Raw genomic sequence first — 16,459 nt, 5'->3', positions numbered from 1 at the left:
TGCGCAATTTACGGCGGGCAGCGCGCTGGTGTCAAGCGCGGTCGGTTGTGCGATGCAGCGACGCGCACGTCGGCGCTCCCCGCAATCGTTGCGTACGCAACGTCATCTCCCGGCTGGCCGCGCGCGGTCAGCCACCTGTTCACCACGGCACCGTGCGCCCCAGATAGTCGAGGTATTCGAGCCCGGGCCGCGCCCGCTTCGCGAGCAGCACGTCGACGAGGCTCGGCACGCTTTCGTCGATGGTCAGGCGTGCGTCGGGCCCGCCGAGTTCGGTGCGGACCCAGCCGGGCGCCATCAGCGCCATCGCGCGGCGCGTATCGGCCTGACGCGCCGCGAAGCTGCGCATGAACTGGTTCAGCGCGGCCTTGCTGCCGCGATAGACCTCGCGCATGCCGCTGACGTTGTTCGCGACGCTGCCCTGCCCCGACGACATCGCGCCGATCAGCCCGTCGTCGGTCACCAGATCCTGCAGCGTCTCGATCGCGCGCATCGGCGCCAGCGCATTCGTGATCATCACGCGTACGAATTCGTCGGTCGTCACTTCACCGATCGTTTCGTTCGGATCGTTGGTCGTGCCCGCGTTCACGAACAGCATGTCGAAGCGCCGGCCCGCCAGACGCTCGCGCAGCGCGGCCAGTTGCGCGGGCGCGCAGATGTCCAGCGTGCCGATCTCGAGCCGGCCGTCGAACCGCTCGGCCAGCTCGTGCAGCTGCGTGCGCCCCGATTCTGCGCGCACGGTCCCCGTCACGTTCCAGCCCTTGTTCAGGAAGGCCTCCGCCATCGCGAGCCCGAGGCCGCGCGACGCCGCGACGAGGAGGATCGCGGGCGCGTTGCGTCGATTCGATTCAGTCGATTGCATGGTTTTTGCGTTTACCGTGTTCGTCATGCACCCACTATAGGCGTGCACCATGACAGGCGCCAGACGCACCGAATGCAATCCATCGTTGCATCAAACGCCATGTCACACCTCGCAGTGGCGTATCCTGTCCACATGGAAAACATCGACCTGAACCTCGTCACCGCGCTCGACGCGCTGCTGTCGGAGAGCAGCGTGACCGGCGCCGCGCGCCGGCTGGGCCTGAGCACGTCCGCGATGAGCCGCACGCTCACGCGGCTGCGCGCCGCCACCGGCGATCAACTGCTCGTGCGCGCCGGGCGCAGGCTCGTGCCGACCCCGCACGCAACCGCGTTGCGCGACCGCGTGCATGCCGTCGCGAGCGACGCGCGCGCCGTGCTGCGGCCGGCGACGGCCGACGTCGACCTCGCGACGCTCACGGCCACGTTCACGATCCGGGCGGCCGCGTCGTTCATGGAAATGCTGGCCGGCCCGGTCGTGGCCGCGCTGGCCGACGTCGCGCCGCACGTGCGTATCCGCTTCGTCCCGAAGCTCGACAGCGATCCGCAAGCGCTGCGCGACGGCACCGTCGACCTGCAAATCGGCAAGCGCGGCGACGACGCGCCCGAGCTGCACACGCGGATGCTCTTTCACGACTGGCACGTCGCGGTGGCGCGCGTCGGGCATCCGCTGTTCGCGTCGGCCCGGATCACGCCCGCGCGCTATGCAGCCTGCCGTCACGTCATCGCGGCCCAGTTCGGCGATTTCGACGGACCGGCCGACGACTCGACCGGCCAGGCCGGCCCGGGCCCCGCCGTGCACGTCGTCGTGCCGGGCTATCCGGACGCGATGCGTGTCGCGGCCAGTACCGACCTCGTCGCGCTGGTGCCGCGCTCGAGCCTCGGCAACGCGTGCTCGCCGGGGCTCACCGACGCGCTCGGGCTGCGCAGTTTCGAGATCCCGGTCCGCTTGCCGGCGATCCTGGTGTCCGCGCTGTGGCATCCGCGCATGCACGGCGACCCCGTGCATCGCCGCCTGCGCGATGCGGTCATCGCCGTCTGCCAGCGCGCGTATCCGGATTCGCGCCCGCCACGCACGACGACGCGCGGCAAAGCAACGCGCGCAGCGGGCTGACGTCGCGCGGCTCACGCCAGCCGGCCGCCGTCGACTATTGCGGCACGGCCGGGCGGCGCCGGCGGGCCCTTCGGCTAAAATGCCGCACTTTCCACCTTGTCCGGCCCGCTCGCCATGCAACCCGCCTCCTCCGCCCAATCCGCCTCCCATGGCGCCGACGCCGCAGAATCGGCCCGCGACCTCGTCTACGGCCCGAACGACCGGCCGGCGCCGATGGTCGCCTTCGTCGCCGCGCTGCAGCACCTGCTGGCGATCATCGTGCCGATCGTCACGCCGGGCCTGCTGATCTGCCAGGCGCTCGGCGTGTCCAGCCGCGATACGACCCTGATCGTGTCGATGTCGCTCGTCATTTCCGGCATCGCCACCTTCGTCCAGTGCAAGCGCTTCGGCCCGCTGGGCGCCGGCCTGCTGATCGTCCAGGGCACCAGCTTCAACTTCGTCGGCCCGCTGATCGCCGGCGGCAGCCTGATGGTCAAGCAAGGCACGCCGGTCGAGACCGTGATGGCCGCGATCTTCGGCGTCGTGATCGCGGGGTCGTTCGTCGAGATGGGCGTGTCGCGCATCCTGCCGTTCGTGAAACGCCTGATCACGCCGCTCGTCACCGGCATCGTCGTGCTGCTGATCGGCCTCACGCTGATCAAGGTCGGCCTCATCAGCATGGGCGGCGGCTACGGCGCGATGGCCAAGGGCACGTTCGCGAGCGCGGAGAACCTCACGCTGTCGGGCCTCGTGCTCGGCACGATCATCCTGCTGAACCGCGTGCCGGTCGTCTGGGTGCGCAGCACCGCGCTCGTCATCGCGCTTGCGATCGGCTACCTCGCGGCCGCGTTCCTCGGCCGCCTCGATTTCACCGGCATGCACCAGGCCGCGCTGTTCCAGGTCCCGACGCCGCTGCACTTCGGCATCGGCTTCTCGTGGGCGCTGTTCGTGCCGATGCTGATCATCTATCTCGTCACGTCGCTCGAAGCGATCGGCGACGTGACGGCCACCAGCAAGATCTCGAACGAGCCGGTCGAAGGGCCGGTGTGGATGCAGCGCATCAAGGGCGGCGTGCTCGTCAACGGCGCGAACTCGCTGCTGGCCGGCGTGTTCAATACGTTCCCGAGCTCGGTATTCGCGCAGAACAACGGCGTGATCCAGATCACCGGCGTCGCGAGCCGCTACGTCGGCATCTGGATCGCGGGCATGCTGGTGGTGCTCGGCCTGTTCCCGGTCGTCGCCGGCGTGCTGCAGGCGGTGCCGGAGCCGGTGCTCGGCGGTGCGGCGATGGTGATGTTCGGTGCGGTGGCCGCGTCGGGCATCAACATCCTCGCGGGCGTCCACCTCGACCGCCGTGCGCTGCTGATCATCGCGGTGTCGCTCGCGCTCGGCCTCGGCGTGTCGCAGGTGCCGGACATTCTGAACAGCCTGCCGCATGCACTGAAGAACGTACTGGAATCGGGCGTGGCGACGGGCGGCATCTGCGCGCTCGTGATGAACTGGTTCCTGCCGGAAAAGAAGTAAAGGCAAACGCGGCACGAACCGCATGACGGCGCGGCACGCATGACGGGCCGCGTCGTTCGACCGTCGTCCGCGAACGTCAAATCGGGTCAGGCTGCCTTGGCCGATCGATCCGCGCTGGTTAGAATGGCTCCATGCCCCAAACGCGAGCGCCCACCCCCTCCGCCGAAACGAGCGCCGTCCCGATCAAGGAACGCGCGACCGTCGTCTGCTACCGCGACGAGCAAGTCCTGCTCGTCGCGCGTGCGTCGTCGCGCTGGGCGCTACCGGGCGGCACGATCAAGCGTGGGGAGACGCCGCTCGAAGCCGCGCATCGCGAGTTGTGCGAAGAAACCGGTGTGACCGGCCAGCATCTCGTGTACTCGATGCAGTTCACCGGGCTCGCAAAAATCCATCACGTGTTCTTCGCGGAAGTCGGCCCGGACCAGACGCCGCAAGCGAACAACGAGATCGAGAAATGCAAGTGGTTTCCGATCGACGGTGTCGATGCGCTGCGCGCAAGCATCCCGACGAAACGGATCGTCGAACTCGTCTACAACCACGAAATCCGTAAAGCGTAGACATCGGCGCGGCGAACGCATGCACGCGCAGCCGGCGAACTCGAGCCGATTTTCGTGGATCAGCGGCACGCGTGCGCTCAATGCGAGCGCTTTCTTCGCAGTTCGTGCGTGGAATAGACGACGAGGAAAACGCCTAGCATCGCGACGCCGGACGCCATGAAGTCGTTCGCGCTTCCCGAGCTGTGCAAGGATTGCGGGAAGATGCCGAGACTCAACCCTGCCGCCGCGAGAAACAATCCTGCAGCCACACCCCAGATCGGTCCGGCGGTCTTTTCGATTTTATTTTTCATACAGCACCCGTCTACAGTCATGACCTGAACGGTATCGGCAAAAACGCGCGCGTCTACCTTCAGTCATTTCACTATAGCCGGGAAATAATTCCCGCACTTCTAGTGCTTTTCCCGATCAAGTTTGCGCGGTCGCGGCCGTTGCGCGATGCGGGCGCTCGACGCGGGCGCGCGCAGTCCGAAGCATGCCGAGTCGGGAGAAAAACGAGGTGGCGGAAGGCAGCAGGAGTCGAACCTACCCAGGAGCGTCTGACGCCCCTAACCGGGTTTGAAGCCCGGCCGTACCACCGGATACGAATGCCTTCCGTGGGGAAAAGAATCAAAAGAGCGAGAAGAACGACGAGCGCCTACGCCTGAATACCCACCCAACCGCTGTCAGGCCGCAGGTAGTGAAGATCGCGGTGGAAGCGAGTATACCCAACCCGATCGAAGAACTCGAGAATCTGGATCGCGCGCTTGCGACCGAGCCCCGTCGCATCGCGGAACGTCGCGGCATCGAGCCCGCCGCCGCGCGACGGCGCGAGATGCGCGACCAGTTCCGCCAGTTCCCGTGCGACGTCCGCGTGATAGAACAGGTCGCGCACGACCTGGTGCACGTCGCCGCGCCGCGCGAGCTTGCGCAGCAGCGTGCGCACCGCGTCCTCGGCCACGCCCGTATCGCGAGCCAGGTCGCGCACCCACGGCGGATCGAAGCGCCCCGCGTGGATCAGCGGCAGCAGTTGCTGCGCCAGCGCTTCCTCGCGCGGCTCGAGGCTCACCGAATGCGACGGCAGATGCAGCCACGGCCCGCTGCGCACGACCTCGCCGCCCGCCACCAGCGCCTCGACGAGCGCGCGCCACAGCGCATCGCCGACGAGCGGCGCCGCCATCCGCCGCAGGCGTGCGGCGTCGAGCCCCTGCTCGTCGGGCATGCGCTCGTGGTACGCGCGCAGCGTATCGACCGCCCGTGCCTGCAACGCACGCCAGTGCGCCCGCGAAATCACCGCGCCTTCATTCGACGCGGCATCGCGCTGCCCGATCGCCAGCGCGTCGTCCGGCAACCCCAGCGCATCGGGTGCGAATCCCGTCAGATGCGTGAGCGTCGCGCGTGGCATGCCGAGCGGCGCCTGCGCCAGCAGTGCATCGAGGCGCCCTTCGTCGAGCCACGCGGCGAGCGCATCGAGCCACGCACGGCGCGCCGGCGTGCGGCGCTTGCGCGCCGGCCCGAACGGATCGAGCACGCGGCCGCCGCCGACGGTGCGCGTTGCTTGCGGATTGCGAACGATGAAGCGGTCGCCCGGCAGCGCGAACACCGGTTCGTCGAACACCAGTTGCACGCACATCCGCTGGCCGGCCGCGAGCGTGTCGCCGTCGAGCAGCGCGACGTGAGCCACGCGATGCAGCGTGCCGAGATGCACATGCAGCGGCGCCCAGTGCGTCAACGTCAGCCCCGCGTCCGCGAGCAACGTCAGTTCGACATCAAGGCGCGGCGACGTCGCGACGAGCCGCGCATCGGCGACGGTATCGCCCCGCTCGACGTCGGCCTTGTCGACGCCGGCCAGATTCAGCGCGCAACGCTCGCCCGCGCGGCCAGCCTCGACCGGCCGGTTCTGCGCATGGATGCTGCGCACGCGGGCCGCGCCGCCGGTGCGCACGATCGCGAGCGTGTCGCCGGTCGCGACACGGCCCGCGAACGCGGTACCCGTCACGACGGTGCCCTGCCCGGCGAGCGTAAACACACGATCGACCGCGAGCCGGAACAGGCCGTCATCGCGACGCGCGCGCCACGCGATCGCCGCGTCGGCCAGGTGCCGCTTCAGCGCGGCGACGCCCGGATCGTCGGCCACCGTCGCGCGCGTTTCGAAGATCGGCACGCCGGCCAGCGTCGAATCGTGCAGCCACGCGGCGATCTCGTCGCGCACCTCGGCGACCCGCGCGGCATCGACGCGATCACATTTCGTCAGCGCGACGGCACCATGCGTGACGCCGAGCAATTGCAGGATCGCGAGATGCTCGCGCGTCTGCGGCATCACGCCGTCGTCCGCGGCAATCACGAGCAACGCGAAGTCGATGCCGCACGCACCGGCCGCCATCGTATGAATCAGCTTCTCGTGGCCCGGCACGTCGATCAGGCCGAGCACGTCTCCATTGTCGAGCGGCGTATACGCATAACCCAGCTCGATCGAGATGCCGCGCGCCTTCTCTTCCTTCAGCCGATCGGTGTCGACGCCCGTCAGCGCACGCACGAGCGTGGTCTTGCCGTGGTCGATGTGTCCCGCGGTCCCGACGATCATGCGGCGGGCCCCGCGAGCGGCACGCATTGCGCGACGAACGCCGCTTCGTCGGCCGCTTCGACGCAGCGCAGGTCGAGCCGCAGCGCGTTGTCGGCCACGCGGCCGATCACCGGGCGCGGCCATTCGCGCAGGCGTTTCTCGAGCTGCGCGAGCGCGCGGCCGCTGCGCTTGCCGTCCGCCGAGCGCACGACGAGCCCGGCGCTCGGCAACTGGTCGACCGGTAGCGCGCCGCTGCCGATCTGGCTGAACATCGGCTCGACCGTCACGTCGAAACCGCTGCCGAGCGCGGCCTGGAACGCCGGACGCACGCGTTCGGCGGCCTCGGCGATCTCGCGCTGCGGGCGCGTCAGCAGGCGCAGCGTCGTGAGCCGGTCGCGCAGGAATTCGGGCGACTGATACAGCCGCAGCACGGGTTCGAGCGCCGCGAGCGTCAGCTTGCCGACGCGCAGCGCGCGCTTGAGCGGATGCTTCTTGATCTTCGCGACGAGTGCGCGGTCGCCGACGATCAGGCCGGCCTGCGGCCCGCCGAGCAGCTTGTCGCCGCTGAACGTGACAACGTTTGCGCCGGCGGCGACGGTTTCCTGCACGGTCGTCTCGTGCGGCAGGCCCCATTGCGACAGGTCGGCGAGCGTGCCGCTGCCGAGATCGACGGCGACCGGCACCCCGCGCTCGCGTGCGAGCGGCGCGAGTTCGGCGAGCGTCGTCTCCTTCGTGAAGCCGCTGATCGCGTAGTTGCTGCAGTGCACCTTCATCAGCAGCGCCGTGCGCGGGCCGATCGCGGCCGCGTAGTCGTGCAGGTGCGTGCGGTTGGTCGTGCCGATCTCGTGCAGCTTCGCGCCGGCACGGCTCATGATGTCGGGGATCCGGAACGCCCCGCCGATCTCGACCAGCTCGCCGCGCGACACGACCACCTCCCGCTTCGTCGCGAGCGCCGACAGCGTCAGCAGCACGGCCGCCGCATTGTTGTTGACGACGGTCGCGGCCTCCGCGCCCGTCAGTTCGCACAGCAGATCGTCGATCAGGTCGTCGCGATCGCCGCGGCGGCCGGTCGCGAGGTCGAACTCGAGGTTGACGGGCCGCGTGAGCGCGTCGACCACCGCGCGCACCGCGTCGTCGGGCAGCAACGCGCGCCCGAGGTTCGTGTGCAGCACGGTGCCGGTCAGGTTGAACACGGTGCGCACGGCGCCCGCGCTCTGCGCGGCCAGCGTGCGCGCGACGGCCGCTGCGATGCGCGGCTCGTCCAGTGGCTCGGCCGCCGCGGGATCGTGCTGCGCGGCCGTGCGCCAGCGTTCCAGTTCGGCGCGCACCGCGTTCAGCACACGCGTGCGGCCATAGTCGTCGATCAGCGGTTGCAACGGTGTCGAGGACAGCACGCGCTCGACGGACGGCACACGCGCCAGCACGGCATTCAGTTCATTCACACCCGGTTCGGTCACGTCGTCGTGGCTCCAGTCTCATGCTTCGCAGTCGGCCGGGCCGGCGCTCGCGCCCCGCCCCGGCCCCGTGCCGTCAGTCCGCTTCGCGCGACACGTCCGGCCACAGCAGCGGGTTCGGCGAACTGCGCTGGTAGCCGGCCTCGTTCATCAGCAGGTCGAGCGTGAGACTCGCGAGATCGTCGGCCAGCGGCTCGAACTCGTAGTCCTTCTCCTGATAGCCGATCTTGCGATAGGTCTTGCACTCGTCGCACGATTCGGCCTTGATCGCTTCGCTGCCGCCTTCGATCCCGTGATACGCGATGCCTTTCGTCGAATCGCAGTGCGAGCACTTGGTACGCACCATGTGCCACTCGGTCGTGCACAGCCCGCACTGGAGGAAACGGTAGCCCTGATACTGGCCGCCGACCCGCACGACGCTCGCGACCGGATGCGTGCCGCACACCGGGCACAGCCCCGGCTGGTCGAGATACGGGACATCGGTCGGCGTCACGCGGCTCGCGAGGTCCGTCCACGCGACCTGCAGCGCGGCCATCAGGAACGGCGCGGTGGCCGGGTCGACCTCGGCGAAGCGCAGCGCGAGGATCGCGTCGGCCTGTGCGTCGAGCTCGGCGGGCGCCATCAGGCGCAGCCGGTCGAGCAGCTTCGCGAGTTGCGGATTGACGAGCCCCGCGCTTTCGACGCGGTCGAGCAATTCATACAGCACGGCGCGCCAGCGCGCATCGCGCTCGCCGTCGAGCGCCGGCACGAGCGGCATCGAATGTTCCTGTGCGCGTGCGATTGCTTCCTTCGACGGCAGCGGCAGCTCCAGCGCTTGCAGCGTCGCGTGCTGCGCGTCGGCGACGGTGGCCATCAGCCGCAGGTAGCCGCTGATCGGGTTCAGGTCGGCAAGCTTGCGCAGCCGCGCGGCGCGCGCCGCGAACGCGGTCGCGCGCTCCGGCAGGCGAAAGCGCGGAATGGCCGAATGATCGAGTGCCGAGATCTCGGTCGGTTCGAGAATGCGTTGTGTCACGAAAATTTCTTCCAAAAAACAAGCGCCGACGAATCGGCGCTCTTCAGGCGATTCCGGCGGTTGGCGGAGCGGTACGCCGCAATCGGCGTACCGCTTCCGCTCCGGTGCGTTATTTCACGCTTTCACGGAACCACTTCGGGTGATGCTTGCGGGCCCAGCCCAGCGTGACGGTGCCGCGCACCATCGCGCCGATCGAACCCTTCACCCACAACGCCGCGTAAATGTGCACGATGATGCTCGCGATCAGCACGAAGGCCGCCACGGCATGCACGACAGCGGCCGCGCGGATCACCCCGATCGGGAAGTAGAACGAGAAATAGCGCCGCCAGATCACGATTCCCGACAGCAGGAGCAGCAACAGGCACGCCACCAGCGTGAAGAATAGCAGCTTCTGTCCGGCGTTATAGCGCCCGACCGGCGGCAGCTTGTCTTCCTGGTTGGTCAGCACGTCGCCGATCTGCTTCAGCCATTGGCGATCGTCCGCATCGAGCGCATTGTGGTGCCAGAACCGCACCACGAGAATCGCGAACGACACGAACATCACGAGACCGACGAACGGATGCAGGATCCGCGTCCACTGGCCGCCGCCGAACAGCGCGGTCAGCCAGAACATCGACGGATGGAACAGCGCGAGCCCGGACAGCGCGAGCAGCACGAACGTGATCGCGGTGATCCAGTGGTTCGTGCGCTCGTTCGGCGTGTAGCGGACGATCAGGTTGGGGTCGTCGTGGCTCATTTCGCGTCCTCCTTGATGCGTCGTGCCTCGTCGCGGGCAGCGGCTTCTTCCTCGTCGGTGACCTCGTTCGGACCGACCCGCGTGTAGTGGAAGAACCCGGCCAGCGCGGTCAGCGCGAGGCCGGCGACCGCGAGTGGCTTCGCGATGCCCTTCCACAGCTTCACCATCGGGCTGATCGACGGATTGTCGGGCAGACCGTGATACAGCGACGGTTTGTCCGCGTGGTGCAGCACGTACATCACGTGCGTGCCGCCGACGCCCTGCGGGTCGTACAGCCCCGCATGCTCGAAGCCGCGCTCCTTCAGGTCCTCGATCCGCTCGGCCGCGTGCTGCTTCATGTCCTCCTTGGTGCCGAACACGATCGCGCCCGTCGGGCAGGTCTTCACGCAGGCCGGTTCCTGGCCGACCGCGACGCGGTCGGAACAGAGCGTGCACTTGTATGCGCGATGATCCTTCTTCGAGATCCGCGGCACGTTGAACGGGCAACCGGTCACGCAGTAGCCGCAACCGATGCAGTTCTCCTCGTGGAAGTCGACGATCCCGTTGTTGTACTGCACGATCGCGCCCGGCGACGGGCATGCCTTCAGGCAGCCCGGATCCTCGCAGTGCATGCAGCCGTCCTTGCGGATCAGCCACTCGAGGTCGCCCGCCGGGTTCTCGTATTCGGAGAACCGCATGACCGTCCACGAATGCTCGGTCAGGTCGGCCGGGTTGTCGTACACGCCGACGTTGGTGCCGACTTCGTCGCGCAGGTCGTTCCACTCCATGCATGCCGTCTGGCATGCCTTGCAGCCGATGCACTTCGATACGTCGATCAGCTTCGCGACGCTCCCGGTCACCGGTTCGCGCACCGTGGGCGGTGGCGTCGTGGTGGCCGAGACGCGCTTGATATCCAGCGATTGCAATGCCATCTCTTCCCCCTTACGCCTTTTCGACCTTCACCAGGAACGACTTGAATTCCGGTGTATAGGAGTTGCCGTCACCCACGGACGGAGTCAGGGTATTGGCGAGATAGCCGGGCTTCGTCAGGCCCTTGAAGCCCCAGTGCAACGGGACGCCGACCGTCTGGACCTTCTTGCCGTCGACCGTCAGCGGCTTGATCCGCTTCGTGACGAGGGCGACCGCGATGATGTAGCCGCGCTTGGACGACACCTTCACGCGCTCGCCATGCGCGACGCCGACTTCCTTCGCGAGGTCTTCGCCGATCTCGACGAATTGCTCGGGCTGGATGATCGAGTTCAGCCGTGCATGCTTGGTCCAGTAGTGGAAGTGCTCGGTCAGCCGGTACGTGGTCGCCACGTGCGGGAATTCCGCCACCTTGCCGAACGACGCACGGTCGTCCGGGAACACGCGGGCGGCCGGGTTGTTCAGCGCCTGCGGGTTGTTCGGGTGCAGCGGGTTCGCGGCGAGCGGCGTCTCGAACGGCTCGTAATGCTCGGGGAACGGACCTTCGTTCATCCCCGCGCGGGCGAAGAAGCGCGCGACGCCTTCCGGATTCATGATGAACGGCCCCATCCCGTTTTCGGGCGGTTCGTCCGCCTTGAAGTCCGGGATGTCGGCGCCCTTCCACGCGCTGCCGTTCCAGCCGATCAGCTTGCGGGTCGGGTCGAACGGCTTGCCGGCGACGTCGCACGACGCGCGGTTGTACAGGATCCGCCGGTTCGCCGGCCATGCCCACGCCCAGTTCAGCGTCTGGCCGATACCGGTCGGGTCGGAGTTGTCGCGCCGCCCCATCTGGTTGCCGGCCTGGGTCCACGCGCCGCAGAAGATCCAGCAGCCGCTCGCGGTCGTGCCGTCGTCCTTCAGTTGCGCGAACGCGGCAAGCTGCTCGCCCTTCTTCACGAGCGTCTTCGCCGGATCCTTCGGATCGGGCAGATCGGCGAGCGCTTTCCCGTTGAACTCCATCGCCAGTTCCTCGGGCGTCGGGCTTTCCGGGTTCGCGTACGGCCAGGTCAGGTTCACGATCGGGTCCGGATACTTGCCGCCGTCCTTCTGGTACAGCTTGCGCATGCGCAGGAACAGCCCCGACATGATCTCGAGGTCGCTCCTCGCTTCACCCGGCGGCTCCGCGCCCTTCCAGTGCCACTGCAGCACGCGGCTCGAACTCACGAGCGAGCCGTTTTCCTCCGCGAAGCAGGTGGTCGGCAGGCGGAACACCTCGGTCTGGATCTTCGACGGATCGACGTCGTTGTAGTCGCCGTGAGGCTTCCAGAACTCGGACGTCTCGGTCGCGAGCGGATCCATGATCACGAGCCACTTCAGCTTCGCGAGGCCAGCCGCCGTCTTCACCTTCGACGGCGCCGCCGCGAGCGGGTTGAAGCCCTGGCAGATGTAACCGTTCATCTTGCCGGCATTCATCAGCTCGATCGCCTGCAGCAGGTCGTACTGCTTGTCCAGCTTCGGCAGGTAGTCGTACGCCCAGTTGTTCTCGGCGGTAGCCGCGTCGCCCCACCACGACTTCATGAAGCTGACGTGGAACGCCTTGTAGTTCTTCCAGTAGCTCAACTGGTTCGGCCGCAGCGGCTGCTGCACGCGCTTCTTGATGTACGCGTCGAAGTCCTGCTCCGCCTGCATCGGCAGCGTCATGTAGCCCGGCAGCAGGTTCGACATCAGCCCGAGGTCGGTCAGCCCCTGGATGTTCGAGTGGCCGCGCAGCGCGTTCATCCCGCCGCCGGCGATGCCGATGTTGCCGAGCAGCAGCTGCACCATCGCGCCGGTGCGGATGATCTGCGCGCCGATCGAGTGGTGGGTCCAGCCGAGCGCGTACAGCACCGTGCCGGCGCGGCCGGGTACGGCCGTGCTCGCGAGCATCTCGCACACCTTCAGGAATTTGTCCTTCGGCGTGCCGCAGACCTGCTGGACCATGTCCGCCGTATAGCGCGCGTAGTGCTGCTTCAGCAGGTTATATACACAGCGCGGATGCTGCAGCGTCGGATCGATCTTCGCGAAACCGTCGTCGCCGCGCTCGTAGTCCCAGCTCGATTTGTCCGGGTACGCGTGCTTCTGCGCGTCGTAGCCGGAATAAATGCCGTCGTTGAACGCGAAATCCTCGCGCACGATGAACGAGAAGTCCGTGTAGTTCTTCACGTACTCATGCTGGATCTTGTCGTTCGTCAGCAGATAGTTGATGACGCCGCCCAGGAAGACGATGTCGGTGCCGGTGCGGATCGGCGCGTAGTAATCGGCCACCGAGGCCGTACGCGTGAAGCGCGGGTCGACGACGATCAGCCGCGCCTTGCGGTGCGCCTTCGCCTCCGTCACCCACTTGAAACCGCACGGATGGGCCTCGGCTGCATTGCCGCCCATCACGAGAATCACGTCCGCGTTCTTGATGTCGACCCAATGGTTCGTCATCGCTCCACGGCCAAACGTCGGGGCAAGACCTGCCACCGTCGGGCCATGTCAGACACGCGCCTGATTGTCGAATGCGAGCATCCCGAGACTGCGGATGGTCTTGTGCGTCAGGTAGCCGACCTCGTTGCTGCCCGCCGACGCGGCCAGCATGCCGGTCGTGAGCCAGCGGTTGACCTTCGCGCCGTCTTCGGCCGTCTCGACGAAGTTCGCGTCGCGGTCGGCCTTCATCAGCTTCGCGATGCGGTCGAGCGCGTCGTTCCACGAGATGGGTTCCCACTTGTCCGAGCCGGGCGCACGATACTCGGGGTGCGTCAGGCGGTTCGGGCTGTGGATGAAGTCGATCAGGCTCGCGCCCTTCGGGCACAGCGTGCCGCGATTGACGGGGTGGTCGGGATCGCCTTCGATGTGGATGATGCTCGGCTGCGCATTCTTCGCGCCGTCTCCGAGGCTGTACATCAGGATGCCGCAACCCACTGAACAGTAAGGACAGGTGTTGCGCGTTTCGACGGTGCGCGCCAGTTTGTACTGTCGGACTTCGGCCAGCGCTTCGGACGGAGAAAAGCCCATCAGGGCAAGACTCGATCCGGCAAGCGACGTGGCCGTCACCTTCAGGAACTGGCGCCGGGACATTTGTAGCATGGCGGTCTCGGCGTTATTGTGGGGTGGGGTGAAACTGAAAGGAATTATAGACAGTTCAGGCAACTATGATCGAATCCTCGGATCAATACCGATATGTCCGATTAACCTGCGATGATCCGCGTTCCGCGCGCAACCGAACCGTCATGAAACGACAGATCACTTCAGAAGCCACCCGTCTCGCCCAGCAGCAGGCCAACTGGGCCCTCACCGCGTTCAAGCGCTTCTCGTCCGACCGCTGCTCCGCGATGGCCGCGGGCATCGCGTTTTTCTCCGCGTTCTCGCTCGCGCCGACCCTCGTGATGGTGATCGCGGTGGCCGGCTGGTTCTACGGCGACGACGCCGCGCGCGGCCAGGTGTTCGAGCAGGCGCATCAGCTGATCGGCGACGACGCGGCCGCCAGCATCCAGACGATCGTGCAGAACGCGCACCGCGCGGGCGAACGCGGCGGCATCGCCACGCTGATCTCGTTCGCCGCGCTCGCGATCGGCGCGTCGGCCACGTTCGCGTCGCTCAGCGCGGCGCTCAGCGTGATCTGGCCGGCCACCGAAAGCCGCTGGTCGAGCATGCTCGGGCTGGTGCGCGTGCGGCTGATCTCGTTCGGGCTCGTGCTCGGCGTCGCGTTCCTGCTGATCGTGTCGCTCGTGCTCGACACCGCGATCACCTTCATCGGCACCTGGCTGCTGGGCAATTCGCCGTACGTGGTCGTCACGAACGTCGTGCAGTTCTTCGTCGGCATCGCGGTGCTCGCGGCCGCGTTCGCGTCGTTGATGAAGTTCCTGCCCGACGCGCGCGTCGCGTGGCGCGACGCCGCGATCGGCGGCATCGTGTCCGCGATCCTGTTTTCCGGCGGCAAGAAGCTGTTCGCGCTGTATCTTGCGCATGCGGGCACCGCGAGCGCGTTCGGCGCGGCCGGGTCGTTCGCGGTCCTGCTGATGTGGCTGTACTTCTCCGCGATCGTGCTGCTGCTCGGCGCGGAATTCGCGGCCGCCCGCGGCGACGCGCATCGGCCGGCCGCGAATCCGGCGCCGGCCGCGGCCGCTCAAGCGACTCGCGCCGCTCGGCCCGATCCCGCCGCGAATCGCCCGCGCGACGACTGATTCAGCCCGCCGAAGACGGCCGCGCATCGATCCCGCCCGTACCCGGCACACCCTCCCGCTCGCTTGCAACCCCGTGGTTCGCCGCGCATTCGCGCGGCGTCGACGCTTGCCTGACACGTCGGCGTGCATGCACCTGCAACCGCAAACGTTTGCACACCCTCATTTCCTTGCTGCAACGGGCCGAAACAGGGGGTCTGCCGCCATATGCATCAGCGATTGAAACAATCGCACCGCAGCAATTGTCAACTATTTCATAAACAGGAACAGTGCCTGATGTGCTTGATATATATGGACTTTTTCCTGCTGTTACCTTTTCGAGACACTTTATTTTTTAAGCTTTCTTGCGTGTATGGCACTGAGCTATTCTCCAATCCGCAACAAATAACGATGAATCACTTGCGTGGAGAAACTCAACGATGAAGAAACTTGCTCTCTCGACCCTCTCGCTCGCCCTGCTGGGCGCCGCTGGCGCCGCTCAGGCTCAGTCGAGCGTGACGCTCTACGGTGTGATCGACACGTCGATCACGTACGTTCACGGTAACGCCGGTCAAGGTAACAATTCGTGGTCGATGGGTAGCGGCAACCTGCAAGGCAGCCGCTTCGGCCTGAAGGGTTCGGAAGACCTCGGTGGCGGCCTGAAGGCGATCTTCCAGTTGGAAAACGGCTTCAACTCGGCATCGGGCGCACTGGGCCAGGGTGGCCGCATGTTCGGCCGCCAGGCGTTCGTCGGCCTGCAAAGCGACCAGTACGGTACGCTGACGCTGGGTCGCCAGTACGACCCGCTGGTCGACCTGGTTCAGGCAGTCACGGCTGACAACTACTTCGGCAGCGTGTTCGCCACGCCGGGCGACGTCGACAACAACGACAACAGCCTGCGCGTCAGCAACGCGATCAAATACACGTCCCCGGTGTTCGCCGGCCTCCAGTTCGAAGGCATGTACGCACTCGGCGGCGTCGCCGGCTCGACCGGCAAGGGTCAGACGTGGGCCGCAGCCGCAGCCTACAACAACGGCCCGCTCGGCGTGGCTGCCGGCTACTTCCACGCGAACAACGCATCGGCGCTCACGGCCGGCAAGCGTAGCGGCTGGACCGGTACGTCGGACGCAATCTTCGACGGCGACTCGGGCACGACCTTCATCAACAACGCGTTCACGTCGTCGACGTCGATCGGCATCGCGCAAGTGGCAGCCCAGTACGCATTCGGCCCGGTGACGGTCGGTGCAGGCTACAGCAACGCCCAGTACAAGGCTGACGGCGCGTCGACGTTCGGCACGAACCAGAAGTACAACACGGGTCGCGGCTTCGTCACGTACCAGGCATCGGCACCGCTGCTGCTCGGCCTCGGCTACATCTACACGAAGGGTAGCGGCGACAACAACGCCAAGTACCACCAGGTTTCGCTCGGCGCGGACTACTCGCTGTCGAAGCGCACCGACGTGTACCTGGTCGGCGCATACCAGCACGCAAGCGGCCACAACGCAGACGGCAGCGATGCGCAAGCGTCGATCGGCTCGTACGGCATCGCCGGCAAGAGCTCGCAGGAAATCGTCGCACTCGGCCTGCGCCACAAGTTCTAAGAAGTACGTTTCCGGTGTGCAT

The 16,459-nt window shown here is 66.9% G+C and carries 13 protein-coding genes and 1 tRNA gene; 5 read left to right on the top strand and 9 right to left on the bottom strand.

Features of this window, described 5'->3' with window-relative positions; translation table 11 throughout:
• Positions 1 to 139: 139 nt before the first annotated feature.
• Positions 140 to 859: an SDR family oxidoreductase gene (locus tag KU887_RS17035; protein ID WP_006492889.1), complete on the bottom strand. Its 720-nt coding sequence runs from the start codon at positions 857 to 859 to the stop codon at positions 140 to 142.
• A gap of 132 nt (positions 860 to 991) precedes the next feature.
• Between KU887_RS17035 and KU887_RS17030 the strand changes: the two genes are divergently transcribed.
• The 3 genes from KU887_RS17030 (at position 992) to KU887_RS17020 (ending at position 4,029) form a co-directional block, all read left to right on the top strand.
• Positions 992 to 1,969, top strand: a complete 978-nt coding sequence (locus KU887_RS17030; protein WP_006488825.1) for a LysR substrate-binding domain-containing protein — start codon at positions 992 to 994, stop codon at positions 1,967 to 1,969.
• A gap of 114 nt (positions 1,970 to 2,083) precedes the next feature.
• Complete coding sequence (locus KU887_RS17025; RefSeq protein WP_034178302.1) at positions 2,084 to 3,472, top strand: nucleobase:cation symporter-2 family protein; 1,389 nt, start codon at positions 2,084 to 2,086, stop codon at positions 3,470 to 3,472.
• Between the two features lie 131 nt (positions 3,473 to 3,603).
• Positions 3,604 to 4,029: an NUDIX hydrolase gene (locus KU887_RS17020; protein ID WP_006495929.1), complete on the top strand. Its 426-nt coding sequence runs from the start codon at positions 3,604 to 3,606 to the stop codon at positions 4,027 to 4,029.
• Positions 4,030 to 4,106: 77 nt separating this feature from the next.
• Here KU887_RS17020 and KU887_RS17015 read toward each other — a convergent pair whose 3' ends face one another.
• The 8 genes from KU887_RS17015 to fdnG form a co-directional block, all read right to left on the bottom strand.
• On the bottom strand, positions 4,107 to 4,319 hold the full coding sequence (locus KU887_RS17015) for a hypothetical protein (protein ID WP_060263519.1): 213 nt from the start codon (positions 4,317 to 4,319) through the stop codon (positions 4,107 to 4,109).
• Between the two features lie 207 nt (positions 4,320 to 4,526).
• A tRNA-Sec gene (locus tag KU887_RS17010) sits at positions 4,527 to 4,622 on the bottom strand.
• 41 nt (positions 4,623 to 4,663) lie between these two features.
• The gene (gene selB, locus KU887_RS17005) at positions 4,664 to 6,589 is read right to left on the bottom strand and encodes a selenocysteine-specific translation elongation factor (protein WP_258256846.1); all 1,926 of its coding nucleotides are present in this window, start codon (positions 6,587 to 6,589) and stop codon (positions 4,664 to 4,666) included.
• Complete coding sequence (selA, locus tag KU887_RS17000) at positions 6,586 to 8,025, bottom strand: L-seryl-tRNA(Sec) selenium transferase (protein WP_200064101.1); 1,440 nt, start codon at positions 8,023 to 8,025, stop codon at positions 6,586 to 6,588. Before selA ends, selB begins: the two co-directional genes overlap by 4 nt.
• A 73-nt stretch (positions 8,026 to 8,098) precedes the next feature.
• A complete protein-coding gene (gene fdhE, locus KU887_RS16995; protein WP_006492897.1) occupies positions 8,099 to 9,034 on the bottom strand; it encodes a formate dehydrogenase accessory protein FdhE in 936 nt (311 codons plus the stop codon).
• Positions 9,035 to 9,143: 109 nt separating this feature from the next.
• On the bottom strand, positions 9,144 to 9,770 hold the full coding sequence (locus KU887_RS16990; protein WP_006488816.1) for a formate dehydrogenase subunit gamma: 627 nt from the start codon (positions 9,768 to 9,770) through the stop codon (positions 9,144 to 9,146).
• Positions 9,767 to 10,681: a formate dehydrogenase subunit beta gene (fdxH, locus tag KU887_RS16985; protein WP_006488883.1), complete on the bottom strand. Its 915-nt coding sequence runs from the start codon at positions 10,679 to 10,681 to the stop codon at positions 9,767 to 9,769. Before fdxH ends, KU887_RS16990 begins: the two co-directional genes overlap by 4 nt.
• Positions 10,682 to 10,691: 10 nt before the next feature.
• Positions 10,692 to 13,763 carry a formate dehydrogenase-N subunit alpha gene (gene fdnG, locus KU887_RS16980; RefSeq protein ID WP_148094030.1) on the bottom strand — a complete coding sequence of 1,024 codons (3,072 nt, stop codon included), beginning with the start codon at positions 13,761 to 13,763 and terminating at the stop codon, positions 10,692 to 10,694.
• Positions 13,764 to 13,906: 143 nt separating this feature from the next.
• Between fdnG and KU887_RS16975 the strand changes: the two genes are divergently transcribed.
• Positions 13,907 to 14,860 (top strand): YihY/virulence factor BrkB family protein, encoded by a 954-nt coding sequence (locus tag KU887_RS16975; protein WP_112750679.1) that lies wholly within the window; start codon positions 13,907 to 13,909, stop codon positions 14,858 to 14,860.
• A 416-nt stretch (positions 14,861 to 15,276) separates the two neighbouring features.
• Positions 15,277 to 16,437, top strand: a complete 1,161-nt coding sequence (locus tag KU887_RS16970; RefSeq protein ID WP_006488818.1) for a porin — start codon at positions 15,277 to 15,279, stop codon at positions 16,435 to 16,437.
• Positions 16,438 to 16,459 lie beyond the last annotated feature (22 nt).

Source organism: Burkholderia sp. EMB26 (assembly GCF_024730645.1).
GTDB classification, from domain to species: Bacteria; Pseudomonadota; Gammaproteobacteria; order Burkholderiales; family Burkholderiaceae; genus Burkholderia; species Burkholderia cenocepacia.
Note: the sequence above shows the minus strand (reverse complement) of the source record. Positions and strands in the feature narration are given on the sequence as shown.

Coding starts and splice junctions, on each gene's coding strand:
- fdxH (WP_006488883.1), bottom strand. CDS start 10,681: ATGGCATTGCAATCGCTGGATATCAAGCGCGTCTCGGCCACCACGACG.
- KU887_RS17015 (WP_060263519.1), bottom strand. CDS start 4,319: ATGAAAAATAAAATCGAAAAGACCGCCGGACCGATCTGGGGTGTGGCT.
- KU887_RS16970 (WP_006488818.1), top strand. CDS start 15,277: ATGAAGAAACTTGCTCTCTCGACCCTCTCGCTCGCCCTGCTGGGCGCC.
- KU887_RS16990 (WP_006488816.1), bottom strand. CDS start 9,770: ATGAGCCACGACGACCCCAACCTGATCGTCCGCTACACGCCGAACGAG.
- KU887_RS17035 (WP_006492889.1), bottom strand. CDS start 859: ATGCAATCGACTGAATCGAATCGACGCAACGCGCCCGCGATCCTCCTC.
- KU887_RS17030 (WP_006488825.1), top strand. CDS start 992: ATGGAAAACATCGACCTGAACCTCGTCACCGCGCTCGACGCGCTGCTG.
- selB (WP_258256846.1), bottom strand. CDS start 6,589: ATGATCGTCGGGACCGCGGGACACATCGACCACGGCAAGACCACGCTC.
- KU887_RS17020 (WP_006495929.1), top strand. CDS start 3,604: ATGCCCCAAACGCGAGCGCCCACCCCCTCCGCCGAAACGAGCGCCGTC.
- KU887_RS16975 (WP_112750679.1), top strand. CDS start 13,907: ATGAAACGACAGATCACTTCAGAAGCCACCCGTCTCGCCCAGCAGCAG.
- KU887_RS17025 (WP_034178302.1), top strand. CDS start 2,084: ATGCAACCCGCCTCCTCCGCCCAATCCGCCTCCCATGGCGCCGACGCC.